Here is a 16,595-nt window from a genome sequence, read left to right on the forward strand (position 1 = left end):
GCAGGACGACACCGCGCGGGCTGTCACAGGCCTGGCCCGCCGCTTCACCGTACTCGTGCGCGCCGCCGGGAAGAGCAAGGCTGTGCCCGATGATCAGGACGCAGCTGCTGACCTCGCCGCCTGGATCACGAAGGTCCGGACCTGCGACGCTCCTGCCATCGCGACGTTCGCCTCGGGACTGGACGCGGACATCGCTGCCGTCCGGGCTGCTCTCATGGAGCCATGGAGTAGCGGCTAGGCGGAAGGCCAGGTCAACCGGCTCAAGCTCATCAAGCGCCAGTGCAATGGACGGGCCGGCCTCGAACTCCTCAAGCGCCGCATGGTTCTGGCCGTCTGATCCACGCAAAGTGAGCAAGAACCACACAAACGGGGCAATCCCAGCGATCGCTTCGCGTCGGGTGCCGGTGAGATAGATCCGGTGCTCGACCCAAGCCGCTCTCGATCGGTTTGACATGCTGCCGGCCTGGAGCGAATGCGGGACGTCTTGAGGCCCGCGAACTCGCCATGACGTCCTGCCCCACCCGACCCCTGCCCGCCGCGACCCTGTTCATGATCCTGTTTCCGGAGAGCTTCGACGAGGATCCGGAGCGGTGCTACGCGGTCGCGGTGCGGATGGAAGCCGCCCATCCCGGTCTGCGGTTCAGGGCGGTGCAGAATCGGTTCATCCGTCCCGAGAACGGCTTCACCCTGAGCTGTTCGGAACCGACCCTGATCCCGTGCGTCGGCGCGGCAGGGGAGGGGGTTTATGCGGAAAGCCAACCCGCCAGGCCAAGCCTTGAGACGATGCGTGAGCTGGAGGAGAGCCTGCGGATCGCCGTTCGCGGGGCGGCCGCGTTAGACTAGGGAGAGCGTCTTGAGCCAGACCGTGAGCGATCTGTCGCCCGCCGGGACTGCTTCCTCATCGGGCCCTCTCTAGCGCCGACAATGCACCATGCGACGAATGCGGTAAGACCCATGGGTCCAGGCTGCGCGATGGCCCGGACGAGCGTGGTGGTCAGGGCGACGGGGGCAGGGGGCAGGACGGCGAGGAGGCGTACTAAATCGGCCACCGACACGGATGCGCGGCCTCATGACACCGTGCCCGTCGTCGGTCCCGGTGTCTCACAGCAGCCGAGACCTCGCGGACGAGCCCCTCGTGGAGACCTTTCAGGATGCGGCCGCATGTCGTGCGCAGGCTCGGCCGACGCCGCTGCCGCCCGGGCCGGCCGGTATGGTACCCGGGAGCGGACCACTCCAGCCCGACTTGAGGTGATGCAAATCGCAACCTGCCTGCGCCCACATCGGCTCCTCCTGCCAAGGACAAAGCGCGACCGTCGCAATCAGTCAATCAGTCTATGAATCGAGCGTATCATCAACGTAGATATGTCATTGCTATGCCATTTGCGATCTTGACTTACGATCACACTGGCATCTCGATGTCGAGCGTGAACGGGCAGTCCTTGATCGTGGAGATGACCTTCGCATCCTCGTCGGATCCGTTGCGGGAGCCGGTCCTGCCTTGGATGCGAAGCGCGGTGATTTTCCGGACGGCTTTGTAGATGTGGCCAGGTGGTCTTGCCGGAAGGGAAAGGGTGCCGATCGCGCCCGCCTGCACGGCGGCGGCCCGGAAGCGCCGCGCCGACTGGCCCGACAGCTCCGCGGGATAGACGACGTGGATGAGGTTGTCGGCGGCATGGCCAGGCCCGCCTTCGATCAGGGCTTCGACGCATCGCGCGATCACGAGCGCGGTGGTCAGCGGCGATGAAGAGCGGATGCAAACGATCCCCCGCGCCGAGATGGCGGAGCGCAGCTCGAACCCCTCGGTGAGCGAGACGCTCGTGAGGCCGGCAATCTCGGCCGCGTGAGCGGCGAGGGTCTTGCGCCCGATCTCGCGCGTGTCGTCCGGGAGGTCTTGGATCAGCCTGATCGCTTTCCGGAGAGCCGCCTCTTCGGCCGATGCGTCCTCGTCGACGGCAACCTCGTGCCCATCGATCTCGTACCTGCCTTCGATCAGCCGGCCGAGCGCGACCTCGTCGAGGAGGGCGGCGTAGATCTCGAGCGGGCTCCTGTCGCGCCGTGTGGCAATCGCCATGGCAAGCGGCATCAGCGCCTTGTGCAGCGCGTCAGCCTCGGGTCCAAGCTGCATGTCCGCGATCGCGGCCGTCAGGGTCGAGGCCGCGATCCGCAGGGGCGGCTGTGGCCCGGCGTCGAGGTCGATCGAGCAGATCTCGGTGTCCCGGCCGAAGGGCTGCGCGATCTCGGAGATCTGCCGGGTGAGCATCCCCGGCTTCTCGAGGGGTGTTTCGGCGGAGAGAGCGGACTTGCTCCGGGCGACGGGCTTGGGGATGGCCTCGACGATGATGGCGCCCATCCGGTTCATGCAGGCCCCGAACACGAGGTTGCCGATCGCCTGAGCCTGGAATCGCGGATCGTCCCCTTCGATGGCCACCCCCTGAACCATGTCCTCGCGCCGCAGCCACACCTGGCCGGTCTTCGCCAGGCCGATCGGCCAGGTGGCGTCACCACGCCGGCGCGTAGTCTCGTCGCGGTAGCCACGGCGGCCGAGATGGTGCGGCACGCGCCCCGGGGCGCGCCAGGTGCGCCAGCCGTAGGTGAAGTGGCGCAGGAAGCGGTATCCAGCGTAGGCGAGGATCACCTCGGGCACGAAGGGCGCGGCGATCAGCGACAAGGAGAGCGCGGTCGCGATCCCGAAATGCAGCGCGACCTCTATCGGGTTGTCATCGTTCATCGACACGCTCCCTTCAGCCTTTGGTCCGGCCGCGGATCATCGACAGCATGGTCCGGCCCGCCGCGCTCGAACCTGGGCGTGTGCCGGAGACGAGGACGCCGGCGGTCCTCGCCGCGTTGCCGCCCGGGATCCGGCTCGGCGAGGTCGGCATGACGATGCCGGCCGCGGCGACTGCTGCGCTGCTGCCGGCACGCCGCTCGATCTGTGCCCCGATCCAGGACAGCACCGTGTCCGGCAAGGCGCTGATCTGGCCCGCCGACAGCATGATGATCGAGAACAGGATCACGGCGTAGACGAACAGCCCGGCGGTCCCGACCATCACGTAGGCGACGGTGCCGTCGGGCGACAACATCGCGAGTGCCCCGCGGAAGAACACGTTGGTGATGTCGATGCCCACCCGCATCAGGAGGAGCGAGGCGAGAAGGCCGACGACGATCAGGGGAGGGCGCAGCAGGATGCCGAGGAAGAACATGTAGCCCTGCCCGCTGTTGCCGACGAAGGAGTCCGAGCGGGCCGGCATAAACTTCGTGAGGAGCCAGATCGGCACCGCGATCATCGCCTCGGCGACGACGAGGAACCAGTTGAAGGTGCCCATCAGGAAGTGAACGATGACCACGAACGGCACCAGCCCGACTAGCATGAAGGCGGCGGCAAACAGGATCGTTGCCAGGAAATAGAAGAAGCCTGAAGCCTTCTCCATGCCGTGTTGCGCGACTTGCCCAATCGGGTTTTTTAAAGCCCCCAAACCCCATCCGACGAAATCAGAACTGACACCGGCGCCCGTCGCGGCGAGACCGAAATTCGCGATGCTCTGGCCGATCTCCTGCACCTCGAGAATCGGATCCCTCCAGGTCGTGCTCTCCGGCCGGCTGATGATGCCAAGCACGCCCGAGTAGATCGCCGAGAGCGCCCGGGCGAACATGCTCGTCGGGTCGGCCTGCGATGCCGGGTCGTCGCTGGCGATGCGCGCGACGCTGCCCGTGCCTCGCGCGGCGATGAAGCCGCTGAAGGTCGCGACATAGGTGACGTTGCGCTGCGCCTCCTGGGCGAGCGGCCAGTAGGCACTGTGGCCGAGCGAGGGCATGTAGGTGGAGATCGCGGCTGGGGGCACCGCCGTCACCGAGGCGCTCGGACCGGCCGAAGCGGCGAGGAGCTTGGCCTGGACGAGGCTCATCGAGCGCTGCCACAACGCGGCCGAGAGCCAGCCGTTGTCAGTCGAGTCCGACAGGTAGTTGCGCAGGACTTGATCGAGTTGGGCGTTGTTGCCCTGGGTCAGGCTCTGGCTGACGCGGGTATAGGCCGCGTCGACCGCCTCCTTGATGCGGGTCTGGATCGCCTCCTCGTCGCGGCTGCCGGAAATGATGGTGGTGGCGATCCCGCTCGCGGCACCGTCGAGGCTGCCGATCGCGGCCTGGAACGCGCGCTGGCTCTGCTGCTCGGCCAGCGCGATCAGGAGCGACGTGGTACTGGCGTCAGTCGTGTCGGCGAGGTTGACGTTGACCTTCTGGTGTTCGTAGACGACCGAGCCGCACAGGTTGTTCGATTTGCGGAAATACCCGTTCGCGTCGGCAAAATAATAAGTCGTTGTCTGCGTGCTCCACGATCCGAAGAAGCCGGTATCGGTTGCGGTGCGCGAAACGATCGAGGCCGCATTGTCGCGCCCCGACACGTTGTTGGCGTATTGCTGCAACGACTGAGCGCAGACGTGACCGTAGAGGCGCGCTTCGAGCACCTTGGCGAGCTTGCCGCGCAGGGCGAAATCGCCGAGCGCCTGGGTCGGCTGCGCGAGGGTGCCGTACATGCCGGTGAGCTGGGTGCTGGCGACGCGGGTCCAGAGGGTGTCTCCGAACCCCGATCCCCATACGGCGATCTGCACCACCAGGATCTGCACCAGCGACAGCCCGCTCTTGATCGGCAGGCTGAGGATCGCCCCGGTCATCACCCGCAGCATGGTGTACTTGGCGCTGGAATTCCGCCCGAAGGCCTGGCCGTCGTTCGCGGTGTCGGCGACGAGCGAGTAGAGCAGGTAGCAAGCGAGGATCGTCGAGACGATCAAGCAGCCGACGTTGAAGTATCCGAGCGCCACCGTGAGCGGGCGATCGTCCGAGCAGGTCGCGGCGGTCCACACGCCGTCGACCACGCAGCCGAGGAGCTTGCGCAGGTTGATCAGCGCCAGGTCGTTCGTGACCGGCGTGAAGACCTCCTTGCTCGTCGTCTGGGCTTGGGCGGCGCCAGCGGCGGCGAGTGCGGCGAGGCTGCCGCCGGCGGCGATGATCCTGCGGAGCATCGGGAATCCCTAGAGGTTGCCGCCGGCCTGGGTGGCCAGCATGGTGGCGAACACCGCCGAGGTCCGGGCCTGCTGCTCGATGAGCTGCTGGCGCAGCGCCAGCGACATCGAGCGCATCCGGGTGAGCTCGATCAGGAGCCCGTGCTCGGACTGGCCGGCGAGGCCGGCCGACCACGCCTCGAACTGTGGCCCGCCGCCGTACTGGCTGATGAGCGCGTCGAGCTGGGCGAGAGGCGATCCGGCGGTGGTGCCGATCTGGTGGTCGTCGGTGGACGACATCGAGCGGACGGCGCTGAGGGAGACAAGAGCGGGCGAGCGCAGGGCCTCGACCTTGCGGGCACGCAGCATCATCACGTCGGCCTCGGCGCCGGGCATGTTGGCCGTCGGCTTGGGCATCGGCAGGCCGGCCATGGCCTCGATCACGGCCTTGCGGTCGTCGTCGCTGGCCGTGGGGTCGAAGAACACAGCGGAGTCGGTCTTGGTCGGATCACGTAAGCGGTCCCGGGCGGCCTGCTGGACCGGGGTGTTCTTGCCCGGCGCAACGTCGAGGCTGCGGTAGGTCTCCCGGCCGGTCATGTCGACATTCCCCATGGCGCGGCTCGTCGAGTTCATCAGGTCGATCGAGCCGCAGGCGTTCACGCCCTGGCCGGTCTCGATCGAATACTGCTCGCGGGCGTCGACAAGGGCGCGGCGCTGCGCAACCTGGGACAGGGTCGAGGCGACGGCCTGCTGGGTGTTGCTGACGAGGTTGACCTCGCGCTCGCCGTTGGTCGCGGTCTGAGCGGTCTGCACCTTCATGGCCGAGAGCAGCAGCTCCAGGGTGATGCTGCGCTGCGCTGCGACGGCAGTACCCAGGGCGGTCACCCCGGTGGTCAGGGTGGTGGTGGCGCTGTTGTGGCCGGCGATCCAGATCGGATCGACGACGCCACAGAACTGCGCCGCGGCCGGCGAGGCGAGACTGGTGGCGAGGGCGGCGGCGAAGAGGATCTGCTTCATCATGGCGCCTGGTAGCTCGCTGGGGTGAGGGGGCCGCGGCTCGGGGCGGGCACGCTGTTCGTCAGGCGGGCGTTGACCATGGCCAGCAGCAGCGCCGCGGCCGTGGCCTCGGTCCGCATGCCGCGCTTGATCTGGTGGGCGAGCAGGGCGAGGTTCGCCGCCTCCATCCGCACCGCGTCCTGGATGATGCCGCGGTCGTGCTGGCCGGCGACGCCGGCCGCCCACGCGGCGCCACCATCGTTGCCCTGCCAGTGGCCGGACAGAGCGCGAGCCTTGGCGATCGGGCCGTCGGCCCTGTAGTCGGCGGCGATGTCGGCCAGCACCACGGCGGTCATCGAGCGGTAGGTGTCCCGCCCCGTCTTCTCCAGGCGGTCCCGGTCGCTGGTGGCAGTGGCGGCGGTGTTGCGCGGCCGCTCGTCCGGCGGCCCGACGACCGTGTTAATGAATTTCGTGGCGGCCTGGGCATCGCCGCCGTAGAGCGCGGCGCCGTCGGGGGCATCGCCCGACCGGACGTCGTTGACCCAGTCCTTCGGGTCGGCGTAACGGCCGGGCTGAGCGCGCACGGGTGTGACGATCTGCTGGCGGGCGGCGGTGGATCCCGTCATCGCCGTGTAGAGGGCCTGTGCCTTGGTGTTCGAGCCGCACGGGTCGTAGCCGACCGAGCCATAGCGGTGGGCGGCGAGGGCGACGGCCTGGCGCTGTTCCTGCGTGACGACGGTGGTGGCCAGCGCCTCGCCCGAGGCACGGAAGCCGTTCGAGACCTGATCCGACCCTGCCGCGGACTGCGCGGTGAGCACCTTGACGGCCGACAGGAGACGGGCGCGCTCGGCGAGCTCCTGCGTGATCAGGCCCGTCTCGGTGGTGGTGATGGCGCCGGTGATCGCAGTGGTGAGGGTCGAGGTCGCGACGTTCACGCGCGCCTCGACGCCGAAACAGGTCTGGGCCTGGGCCGGGGAGACGGCGCCGATCGCCGCGGCGGCGATGCCCGAGAGGAGGATGCGACGGATCACGGGGTGCCTCCCTGGCGGTTGTCGCCGCCCATGCCGCCGACGATGACGCCGACGAGGCTGGCGCGGGCGCCGCTCATGATCGCGCCCTGCCGGCGGGCCATGACGAGGTCGGCATCGTGCTCGGCCGTGGACGTGTTGGGCTTCACGGTGGGCAGGGGGGCGATGACGTCGAGGTAGTCGGCCGCGGTCATGACCTCCTCTGCGCCATAGTCGCGGTTGAGCAGCCAGGGGGATGCGTCGGAGTCGCCGGCGCCGAAGCCGCCGGGCTTGGCGCCGGTGCACCAGCCTGTCTCCTGCTCGGAGGGCGAGCAGTAGAAAGTCCGGCGTTGCTCGAGGCTCACGCCCATGCGCTCGGCCGCGTCACCGCCACTGGTCAACCAGCGCTGGTCTGCCTGACGGAAGGTCTGTCGTACCTTCTCGGCCGAGGCGTAGCTATCGCGCTCCTGCCCGATCGCCAGTGACACGTCGCATGCGGCGTAGCCTGTACCGGTATCATAGCCGTACTGGTGCTGGACACGGGCGAGGCGAAGGGCGTTGTCCTGGCTCACCAGGGCCGAGGCGGCGGCCTCGGCGGCGGCCTTGTGCCCGTTTGTGGTCTGCAGCGACGTAGCGCTCGACTGCGCGCCAGAGACCTTCAGTCCGCTCATCAGACGCTGAAGGGAAATCTCCCACTGCAGGAAGAGCCCTTGCGCCTGGGCGGGGAACGCCAACACGACGGCAAGGGCGGCGCTGGCCAGAAGGAGGGCGAGGCGATCCAACTTCACGGCCGGGCCTCCGCGGGTCGAGCGTCGAGGGCATAGAGGGCGACGAGCTGGGCGAGGGCTGCATCCATCTGCGCATCGTAATCAAAGGTGTTGGCGGTCAGCTCGGTCGCGTTGATGCGGGCGAGCTCGATATAGAGGCTGCGGTTCGGCATGTTGGCGACCTTGACCGCGTGATCCTCCGACCCGGTGGCCTTCTCAGCCGCGGCTGAGATAGAGGCCTGCCGAGACTGAGTATCAGAGCGGGATACTGTCTCGGAGGCTGCCCCCTCGTTGGCACCGGGCGAGCATGTCTTTGGCAGAGTCGTGTCCCGCGGCCCGCCTGCCATGTCCGGATACTTGGTGGAGATCGGGATTTGCCGGGGCAGGAAGGGCTCGGGATTTACGTAGTACCAGGCTTGCGGAAGGGCCGACTTGATGGCGTCGGCGGTCATGGGGCTTGCCCCTTTGCCTGATCCCATCTTCCAGGCACGACCGTTCGTCCCCGTCGAGGCGAGTACGCTCCCCTTGAGAAGCGTACCGAGATGCAGGTGAGGAGCGCATTGCCTCATGCCTGCGCATCCCATCGTCCCTACCTGATCACCGGCCGAAATCGTTTTCGATACGACCTCGCCCTTCTTGAGCGTCAATGTATTCATATGAAGATAGAAAAATCTTGTATCTCCAGAGGTTACGTCGGCTATAACCCCGCCGCCGGTGAAATTGTAAAAGGAAGTTGGGCCGGACGATCCGGAAAAAATCTTGGTTCCCGCGCCCTGACTATTCACAATATCCATACCCTGGTGATAGCCAGCCGAAGCGCCTGGCCGACCGGTCCGGTTGACGCCATAAGGCGACGAGACCCGTTGTCCTGCCGGACTCATGATGTCGACCGAGAGGCAGGTGCCAGCTACTGCTGGGTCCAGAGACAGACCGAGCGCACCCAGAGCCAGGATCTTTGCACCCCCTCTGATCATCGGATATCTCCGACCTTAGGCGGGCAAATTTCATGCTCAACATTGTTAAATATAATTTTATTTTTGCTTATAATTTTGACGGAAAATTCCTCATCGTCATCGTTATCTGGACTTTCCCGCATGGCTTGAGGAATATGGCGATCCCAGTCGCATTTCGTCTTCACGTAGATATAGCCTTTTTGGCCCATCTTGATACGCAAAAACCTGCAACGAGCTTCGCCCCGGATCCCTTCTTGATCGATACGCTGGATCAAACGATTGTTTTCAATCGTGAGCGGCGCGTTCTTGCATTCGGCTGCTTTGGCAGGCGGATATGTCCAGTTGCCCGCAGGCAGCGCCAGCTTGTCAGCGTGCGCCGCACCGATGGCCGGCACGGCCATGTAGCCAGTTAGGATCGCAATCGATAGCATTACAACACGGCTGCTCATCGCATGATCCCCTCGTAGCCGCTGCCGGTCTTGGTGCCGGATGACTGCGGAATTACAATCGTGCTGGACGTATTCGACTGCGATGTGTCGGTCTGCACCGCCGGTATCGAGGTCTGCGTCTGAGGCAGATTGAGCGCCGAGCCGGTCCCTTCATTTGTGACATGCGTGTACTGCCCGAGATTGGCTATTTTCGGCAACGTTATTGGTGAGATCGAACCATTGAGCTGTCGGAATAAATCACCTGAGATCGAACTTTGAAAGCTCCTCATTTGACTGTTAATACTTCCAATAGTATTCATAAGCTGCTGGTCCAGGATCTGGCAAACTTGGCGCTTGGCCTGGTCGAGCAACGATGTCACCGCTCTTATCGCCTCGCCCGTGACGGCACTCTGTATGTCCGGGATCAGGTTCGAGAGGTCGAACCGCTTGAGCAGGTCGCCGGCGATGCAGGAGTTCGGGCCGTTGAAGAAGCTCGACGGGTTGACCTTGGCGGCGTCGATCAGCGCGATCTGGCGCTGCACGGCCGCATCGGCGGCCTGCCGCACCAGACAGTTATTGCCGGTCGATTGGGCCCGGACCGGCGCCGGCACGGCCAGCGCGAGCCCGCCGGCGACGGCGGCGAGGAGAAGGGACGCCCGCATCCGCGGGGTTCGAGCTAGAACGCCGGCCATTTTCCGCCCTCTATAAATTTAGCCCACATATACTTCAGATACCGCATTGGGGTCATTTTGCGGTGATTGCAGTACACGAGAAAAGCCATATACAACGCCATGGCAATGAACGTGTATCGACTGAGACCCGTAGCCATCAGCAACGGCAAGAAAATCGTGATGCTTCCATGAATGCCGAAGAACTCCATCGGCACGGCGGACCATCGCCAGGTCATGTGTCCATCGCTCATGCGGGATCCTTGGGTTGGGTGATCGGGGTCCCGGGCGCCGGATGGCCGGATGGCCGCGCCTTGCGTCCGCCGGCCCATGACCGCGCGGCACCGACGTCGAGGTGGCAGAAGCTCGGATAGATCCCGACTCCGCCCCGGCCGCAGAGCGCGCCGGCGACTGCTACGGCGTCCGGGCGATAGCCGACGGCCTTGATGTCGACGGCGCGGCCGGCGAGGTGGAGCGAGCTCCGTGCCGCGCCCTCGATGCCGGCGTTGTGCTTGGGGGTCCGGTATCCCGAGGTCACGATCAGCGGCACGGCCGATCCGTGGACGGCGCTCATCGCCCCCTGGACCGACGCCAGGAGGTCGAACAGGGGCGGGTCGATCCAGACCGCCGAGCTGCCGTCGCCGACGTCGCGCAACAGCCAGGACAGCAGCAGGAGGTCGCGCGTGTTGTAGCCGTCCGGGGTCCGGACGATCGCGCTCACCTCCTCGTCGGTGCGCTCGCGCCGCAGCCACAGCCGCGTGGGCCCGGCCGCGACCGGCACGGCGGCGAGCGCCGCGGCGTAGGCCCGGTCGAGGCCGAGCAGGGCGCCCGCGAGCGTTCCGGCGAGGCCGGCGACGAGACTACGCCGCGAGACGGGCATCGCGGTATCCGTAACGGTCGAGCGCGCGGTTGGCGGTCCTGACGTCGATGAGGCCCCGATCGAGGGCATTTTTCACGGTGACCTTCATCGAGCGGCCGTCCTCGCCGCGCCCGATGATGGTGCGAAGCGTCTCGACCGCCTCGGCCATGCCGATGCGGGCCACCTCGCGCCGGACCTGATCGGTGAGGATCTGCCATTCGCGCAGGCAGACCCGGCCGCCGCCGACCTTCGGGACGAGGAGCTGCGACACCAGCATGTGGGTCGATGACAACACGTCGTGGAAGGCCTGGACCTGAAGGTCGGTCGGGAATTTCAGGGTCAGGCGCCGCAGGATGTGGGCGACGTCGTTGGCGTGGGTGGTGGTGTAGATCGGGTGACCGGTCTGGGCTGCCTCGACGCTCGCCAGCACCGTGTCCATGTCGCGCAGCTCGCCCACCATGATGAGGCCAGGCTTGCGCCGCAGGCTGTTGCGCACGCCGGCCGCGAACGAGGGCAGGTGGAGCCCGATCTCGTGCTGCATGATCGTGCACGTCGCCGACGGCACGGTCTCGAACACGAACTCGATCGGGGCCTCGTAGGTGAGGATGTTGCCGTGGATCGGCGTGTCTTCTTCGAGGATGCGGCGCATCAGGGCGGCGATCGTCGTCGTCTTGCCCGAGCCGGTCTCGCCCGCGACGATGACGGCGCCCTGGGCCGGGGTCGACTCGGCGACGATCTCGGGCTCGACCCCGAGGGCGGCGACGGTGGGCGGATCGGCGGGGATGTGGCGGCAGACGATCTGCACGCCGACGTCGCCCTCGTAGTAGCCGGCCGTCACGTTGATGCGGAAGCGGTGCTTGATGGGCTCGGCGTGGCGGTCGCCGCGATCCTGCTCGAGCACCGTGATCGCGCGATCGAAATCATGGCCCGAGTAGAGCTTCGACATGATCGAGTCGGTCGTGGTCAGCTCCGCGGAGATGCGCGCGAGCGTCGTCGGCTGGAGCCAGACCTGGGTCAGCGCGCAGAGGTGGCCGTGGACGGAGGCGAGCACCGGCCGGCCGGACTGGAAGATCACGTCACTCGCGCCGATCGAGACGGCGTGGACGAGGAGGCGCGTGACCTCCTCGCGGCCATGCACGGTGATCGGCTCGTCGGGGTAGTTGGTGGCTCCGGTCCAGCGCATCGCCCTACTCCGCCGCCGCGACCGCGGCGGCCGGGCCGGCCGCACCCACGAATTTCGGGGCGACGACGATCCTGAGGAGCCGCTGGTCGACCGCCGCCGATCGGCCGTCCTTGCCGACCTTGAGGCCGGTGGCGCGCACCTTCACGAGCGGCAGGCTGACCACGCCGGCGGCGGCGAGCTCGCCGTAGCGGCGCATGCCGGAGAAATCCCGGTCGAGGCGCGCGAGCCCGTCGTCGAAGGCGGCGCGGGCCTGGGCGATGCCGACCTCGAGCCCACCGGCGTAGCCCACCTCCCAGTTGTTCTTCTCGACCTCCCCCTTGGGCGGGGTCCAGGTGGTCTTCGCCTCGGGCGGTGGCGTGACGGTGAGGTAGTCGCGCCAGTTCGGCGGCTGCACGGTGACCCGTGCGTCGCGCACGATCTCGAACGAGCCGAGGGTGGTGACGAGCAGGGTGCGGGTCGGGGTCTGGCGCACGTCGCGTAGCTCCGACACCACCGGGGGCACGATGTCGGCCCCGATCATCACGGTGGGGAAGGGGTAGCGTGCGTCGAGGCGGGCCGAGATCCCGGGCGTGTCGAGGTAGTCGGCGATCCGCCGCGACTCGTCGCGGTAGCCGTCCTGGATGCCGGCCGAGCGCGCGGTGCGCTGGACGACCTTGATCGGCCGGTTCGCATCGCCGAAGATCGCCGCCGAGTAGCGCGAGAAGTCGACGTTCGAGGGGTGGGGCGGGGCCGGCGCCGGGGCGGAGTCGGCGACGTTGGGCGGAAACGGCTGCCCTTCCTGGTCGGGCAGGGAGCGCGGGCCGTTGGCGATGGCGTTGAGGGCGTTGGCCTGGGCCGCGCCGCCGGGACCGTAGTAGCCCGGGGGCGGATAGCCGCCGTAGCTCCCGCCGTAGCCCGGAGCGCCGTAGCCGTAGCCGTAGCCGGCCCCGTAGCCCAGAGCGCCGTAGCCATAGCCCCCGCCATATCCGGGCACGCCATAGCCGGCGCCGTAGCCGTATCCGCCGGCTCCCGCGACGGGCGCACAGGCGGCCGGGTTCTGGGCGCAGTAGGTATTGGCGACCTGTGCCGCTGCCGGATAGGCCGCGGAGCAGAGCGCGGTGGAGAGGATCAAGCCCTTCAGACGCATGTCAGACCCCGTGCTCGCGAAGCCGGGCGTCGACATGGCCCGAAGTGCTGCTGCCCGTGCTGACACAGGCAGGCAATAAAACGGACATGCCGATCAGAACAAGCGCCAGCTTGATAATGTACACAATACGATCACGATCCATATCCGAGCCCCATAGATTTTTATTGATATTGGCCTTGCCGGCCCAACGCCGAATGATCCACAAGCCAGATCCGATGCACTCCTGCGATGGACTGGACGCATGGGGATCTTGACGTTTTTGGCGGGTCGCCTCGCGCGACGGGTCGGGCCGGAGCACAAAACCTTCGCGGCGATGAGCGGGACCGTGCTGGGTGGCACCCACGCGACCTGCCCGGCCTGCCGGCGGGGCCGTCTCATGAACGACCCCGAGTCGCCGGCCCTGCGCAGGTGCGACGATCCGGCCTGCGGGGCGACGTTCACGCTCGCCGAGATGGGCCGCACCTTCGCGCTCGAAGGCATCGACGCTCGCGACCTGGCGCGTGACGCGCGCCGGCAGGCCTGGTCCCTGTTCCTGGCGGCCGTGGTGATCGGCTGCCTGGCGGCGGCCTGGGCGGTCTACGCCCATTCCTGGCTCACGCTGCTCGGCGCGCTGCTCCTGTGCATCGTGGTCCTGGCGAGCGCGCTCGTGCAGCGCTACCGAGCCTGGCAGCTCGACCAGAAGCGGATGTTCGAGGCCCGCGCTCCGATCGGCGCCTTCGTGGCGGCGGAACTGCACGAGCTTCTCGGGCGAGAGCGGCAATGAGGAGAGGGGGAGGCGCATCGTCAGCTTCCCCCGATCATCGTGCAGACGTTCGACAGCGACACGTCCATCTTGATCGTGTTGCCGACGAGGCTCGCGACGTCGTTGATGAAGAAGGCCAGCGTGCCGCCCACGAGATAGAGGACGGCCGAGCCGGCGCCGCCGTGATGACCCGACGCGGCGGTGTAGAGCCGCATGCCGGCGATCAGCCAGGCGAGCGACCCGAGGCACATGAAGAAATAGGTGATCGCGAGCTTGATATCCTCGCAGGTCGAGCCTCGCGGCGTCGAACCGTAGTTGAACATATTGAAGGTGAGATCGCCGCCGAGGACGAACGAATTGGCGAACTTCCAGAGCAGGACCGGCGCAACGATCATCGCGGCGCCGAGCGCGATCTTGGCGATCGCGCCATCGAGGGTCGTAGGACGGTTCGAGAATTTGTACTCCCCGGCAGCGACGCCGTAGAGCCCGTAGAGGCCGATCGTGCCGTATACGATCCCGAGGAGCGCGATCAGCAGGAAGACGAGGTTGACGACGAGCGGGAACACCTCGCTCAACGAGGCGAGGACACTCCCGAGGTCCGGTACAGCCATCACTGACCCCTTTTCGAAGATCGGTCCTGGCGCTCGAGCCGCTCGACACGATCCTCCAATTCGTTGAAGCGCTCCCGCAGCTCTTCGTATCTGAGGTTCATGGGGTCAGCGTCGAGATTTGGCCGCCGATAGGGCCGCTTCTCCTCAGGACTCCCGTTATTATACTCGAATTTCGATCTGTTCTGCTTCTTCGACTCTGTTTTCTCTACGTCATCTGAAGCGGATACCACCAGGCTTGGTATCGAGGCCGCGAGTAAAGCCGCCAGGGTTGCATTCCTTAACGACACCCTAACGAAGCTTTTCTCGACCATTGTCCGCCACCCCTTCAAATCTCAACGGGACGCTTACCTGATCCCTACTGCACCCAATAACGCAGGGTATACGCGATAACATGCGACGTATTTTTGGAAATCGCGACGCATATCGATCGTTGACACAGGAATTGGTGTGTCATTGAAGCCATTACCCATACATATTAATCGCCTTTTGCTACGTCACAGAAAAACATTTATTGACACATAAACCATAGGTTTGCAATAAGAGCGCCGTCGCGAACGTCAATGACTCAGTTTGGGCGGTGCTTGCATGGAGAACGCAGTTAAACACGTCGCATGGGCCGGATCTATGGTTGCATGTGTCTATCTTGCAACTTCTAACAACTGGCAGCCCATCTCTCTTCAGATCGTTGCCGGGACCGCCAGTGGATCCGCGGCAATCGCCGCCCCCAACAATTCTATTTCCGGAAAAACCGCCAATCCCGGCAATCCATTAGCAGGCGCTCAACAACCCGCCCCACAGGTTGCGTTAGCGCCTGCCAACACACCCTTGGCGATTGCCCCGGCTCCCCTGCCGACGGCCGCACCGATCCTGCCGCAGCCGCAGGCGGGAAGCCTCAGCTATGCGACGATCGAAAATCCCGATCGCGCCCGGAAGGTCTCGGAGATCATGGCCAAGCTCGCGTCGGTCGTCGACGCGCCGGCGGGGACCCCGGAAGGTAAGATCGCCACCATCTTCTTCGATCCGCGCTGCCCGTACTGCCACAAGGCGTTCGACGCGCTGCATGGGCGGATCGCGGCGCGCTGGGTTCCGGTCGCGGTGCTCGGCGAGCCCGAGGACGGCAACCGCCTGGCCGCCGGCATCCTCACCGCCGCTGATCCGGTCGCGGCGCTCAAGGCGACCTTCGAGGGCAAGGGCGGCATGTCGGGCGAGATCGGCGCCGAGACCGCGGCCAAGCTCGCCGAGAACTTCGAGGCGTTCGCCTCGATCTTCGCCGCGAGCCCGGCCCTGCGCCCGGGCGTGCCGACGATGTTCGTGCCCCGGCCCGACGGGCGCGTCGCGATCATGGTGGGCTACGAGCCCGGCGACGACGCCAAGATGCGCGCCGTCCTGGCCGGCAGCTGACGATGGGGCGGCGATCCTCCATCGGGGCGTTCAGCCTGCCCTCGCCCCGCGGGTGCCTGTCGCCGTCGGCGCTCGGCGACCGGATCGCGGGCTACGCGAGCGTCTCGTCGTTCCTGGCCGGGGCGGTCTTCGCCTCGCTGCTGGCGATGATGTGGCTCGCCTACCTGTCGATCAAGCGGGCCGAGGTGATTCCCTACGTCGCCGACGGCGGCGTGTTCGGCTGCGAGGTCAAGATCGTGGCGCCGCCGATCGCGGGAAGGCCGCACACATGAAGTCCGCCGATCACATCTCCCGCGAGATCGATGCCGGCCGGATGATGCTGCGCAACCAGTGGTCCTGGATCCTGCTGCTGTCGCTGTTCCTGGTCATGTCGCTCGCGGTCAACGCGTTGCTCTTCTACAATGCGTTCATCCGGTTTCCGGTCAAGCAGTTCATCTGGACCTCGGACGCGCAGGCCGTCTGCGAGGCGATCCCGCTTTCCGAGCCGAACATTTCCCAGGCGCGGCTGAAGGAGTTCGCGGTCTCGTCGGCCGTCGAGCTCAACTCCTACGACTACGCCAACTGGCGCCCGCTCATCAACAACGCGCTATCCCAGTCGTTCACGCCTAAAGGGCGTGACCGTTACCGTGCCGCCCTCCAGGAGAGCGGCATCGTCCAGAAGGTGGTGACGGGATATCAGACGGTCTCGGCCGTGACGACGGACCCTGCCAACATTTCGGAAGAAGGCAAGGCAGCCGGTCGTTACTACTGGCGCGTCGAGGTCCCGCTTCAGATCTTCTACCGCACGAACGTCGAGACCCGCGTCGAGCGGCGTCTTCTGACCATGACGATCGTGCGCGTCGACCCCTCTCCGATCAACC

The 16,595-nt window shown here is 66.3% G+C and carries 19 protein-coding genes and 1 pseudogene; 6 read left to right on the forward strand and 14 right to left on the reverse strand.

The features are described from left to right. Nucleotides 1–238: pseudogene (locus QR78_RS35730) on the forward strand (ISL3 family transposase); the annotation flags it as partial. Nucleotides 239–549: 311 nt separating this feature from the next. Continuing rightward, nucleotides 550–843: a hypothetical protein gene (locus QR78_RS16490; RefSeq protein ID WP_125901041.1), complete on the forward strand. Its 294-nt coding sequence runs from the start codon at nt 550–552 to the stop codon at nt 841–843. Between the two features lie 556 nt (nt 844–1,399). Here QR78_RS16490 and QR78_RS16495 read toward each other — a convergent pair. The 13 genes from QR78_RS16495 to QR78_RS35350 are packed head-to-tail and all read right to left on the reverse strand — an operon-like array spanning nt 1,400 to nt 13,324. After that, a complete protein-coding gene (locus QR78_RS16495) occupies nt 1,400–2,728 on the reverse strand; it encodes a hypothetical protein (RefSeq protein ID WP_048428640.1) in 1,329 nt (442 codons plus the stop codon). 13 nt (nt 2,729–2,741) lie between these two features. Then, entirely contained in the window at nt 2,742–5,015 is a 2,274-nt protein-coding gene (locus QR78_RS16500; RefSeq protein WP_048428641.1) for a DotA/TraY family protein, read from the reverse strand. A gap of 9 nt (nt 5,016–5,024) precedes the next feature. After that, nucleotides 5,025–6,014, reverse strand: a complete 990-nt coding sequence (locus QR78_RS16505; RefSeq protein WP_048428642.1) for a hypothetical protein — start codon at nt 6,012–6,014, stop codon at nt 5,025–5,027. Next, nucleotides 6,011–7,021 carry a hypothetical protein gene (locus tag QR78_RS16510; protein ID WP_048428643.1) on the reverse strand — a complete coding sequence of 337 codons (1,011 nt, stop codon included), beginning with the start codon at nt 7,019–7,021 and terminating at the stop codon, nt 6,011–6,013. The genes QR78_RS16505 and QR78_RS16510 overlap by 4 nt, the downstream gene beginning before the upstream one ends. Further along, entirely contained in the window at nt 7,018–7,785 is a 768-nt protein-coding gene (locus tag QR78_RS16515) for a hypothetical protein (RefSeq protein WP_244276393.1), read from the reverse strand. Before QR78_RS16515 ends, QR78_RS16510 begins: the two co-directional genes overlap by 4 nt. Beyond that, a complete protein-coding gene (locus tag QR78_RS32910; RefSeq protein WP_082171728.1) occupies nt 7,782–8,738 on the reverse strand; it encodes a M23 family metallopeptidase in 957 nt (318 codons plus the stop codon). Before QR78_RS32910 ends, QR78_RS16515 begins: the two co-directional genes overlap by 4 nt. After that, nucleotides 8,735–9,166 carry a hypothetical protein gene (locus QR78_RS34200; RefSeq protein WP_125901043.1) on the reverse strand — a complete coding sequence of 144 codons (432 nt, stop codon included), beginning with the start codon at nt 9,164–9,166 and terminating at the stop codon, nt 8,735–8,737. The genes QR78_RS32910 and QR78_RS34200 overlap by 4 nt, the downstream gene beginning before the upstream one ends. After that, nucleotides 9,163–9,807 (reverse strand): hypothetical protein, encoded by a 645-nt coding sequence (locus QR78_RS16520; RefSeq protein ID WP_244276394.1) that lies wholly within the window; start codon nt 9,805–9,807, stop codon nt 9,163–9,165. The genes QR78_RS34200 and QR78_RS16520 overlap by 4 nt, the downstream gene beginning before the upstream one ends. A 14-nt stretch (nt 9,808–9,821) precedes the next feature. Continuing rightward, on the reverse strand, nt 9,822–10,067 hold the full coding sequence (locus tag QR78_RS16525; protein WP_048428645.1) for a hypothetical protein: 246 nt from the start codon (nt 10,065–10,067) through the stop codon (nt 9,822–9,824). Then, nucleotides 10,064–10,693: a YcbK family protein gene (locus QR78_RS16530; protein WP_048428646.1), complete on the reverse strand. Its 630-nt coding sequence runs from the start codon at nt 10,691–10,693 to the stop codon at nt 10,064–10,066. The genes QR78_RS16525 and QR78_RS16530 overlap by 4 nt, the downstream gene beginning before the upstream one ends. Beyond that, complete coding sequence (locus QR78_RS16535) at nt 10,674–11,855, reverse strand: type IV pilus twitching motility protein PilT (RefSeq protein WP_048428653.1); 1,182 nt, start codon at nt 11,853–11,855, stop codon at nt 10,674–10,676. The genes QR78_RS16530 and QR78_RS16535 overlap by 20 nt, the downstream gene beginning before the upstream one ends. A 4-nt stretch (nt 11,856–11,859) precedes the next feature. Continuing rightward, nucleotides 11,860–12,981, reverse strand: coding sequence for a type IV secretory system conjugative DNA transfer family protein (locus QR78_RS16540; RefSeq protein ID WP_048428647.1), 1,122 nt, complete (start codon nt 12,979–12,981; stop codon nt 11,860–11,862). A gap of 1 nt (nt 12,982) precedes the next feature. Further along, nucleotides 12,983–13,324 (reverse strand): hypothetical protein, encoded by a 342-nt coding sequence (locus QR78_RS35350; protein WP_162234105.1) that lies wholly within the window; start codon nt 13,322–13,324, stop codon nt 12,983–12,985. A gap of 33 nt (nt 13,325–13,357) precedes the next feature. Here QR78_RS35350 and QR78_RS16545 point away from each other — a divergent pair, with 33 nt between their 5' ends. After that, complete coding sequence (locus QR78_RS16545; protein WP_244276515.1) at nt 13,358–13,744, forward strand: hypothetical protein; 387 nt, start codon at nt 13,358–13,360, stop codon at nt 13,742–13,744. Between the two features lie 20 nt (nt 13,745–13,764). On the opposite strand, the gene QR78_RS16550 is transcribed toward QR78_RS16545, so the two are convergent. After that, nucleotides 13,765–14,334, reverse strand: coding sequence for a hypothetical protein (locus QR78_RS16550; protein ID WP_244276516.1), 570 nt, complete (start codon nt 14,332–14,334; stop codon nt 13,765–13,767). 945 nt (nt 14,335–15,279) lie between these two features. Here QR78_RS16550 and QR78_RS36100 point away from each other — a divergent pair. From QR78_RS36100 to QR78_RS16565, 3 genes are all read left to right on the forward strand, one after another. Beyond that, the gene (locus tag QR78_RS36100; RefSeq protein ID WP_244276517.1) at nt 15,280–15,735 is read left to right on the forward strand and encodes a thioredoxin domain-containing protein; all 456 of its coding nucleotides are present in this window, start codon (nt 15,280–15,282) and stop codon (nt 15,733–15,735) included. 2 nt (nt 15,736–15,737) lie between these two features. Further along, the gene (locus QR78_RS16560) at nt 15,738–16,007 is read left to right on the forward strand and encodes a hypothetical protein (RefSeq protein ID WP_048428650.1); all 270 of its coding nucleotides are present in this window, start codon (nt 15,738–15,740) and stop codon (nt 16,005–16,007) included. Then, nucleotides 16,004–16,595, forward strand: a 592-nt coding sequence (locus QR78_RS16565) for a DotI/IcmL family type IV secretion protein (RefSeq protein WP_048428651.1), incomplete at its 3' end; no start/stop codon positions are given. The genes QR78_RS16560 and QR78_RS16565, both read left to right, overlap by 4 nt.

This window comes from Methylobacterium indicum (assembly GCF_001043895.1).
Lineage (GTDB): Bacteria > Pseudomonadota > Alphaproteobacteria > Rhizobiales > Beijerinckiaceae > Methylobacterium > Methylobacterium indicum.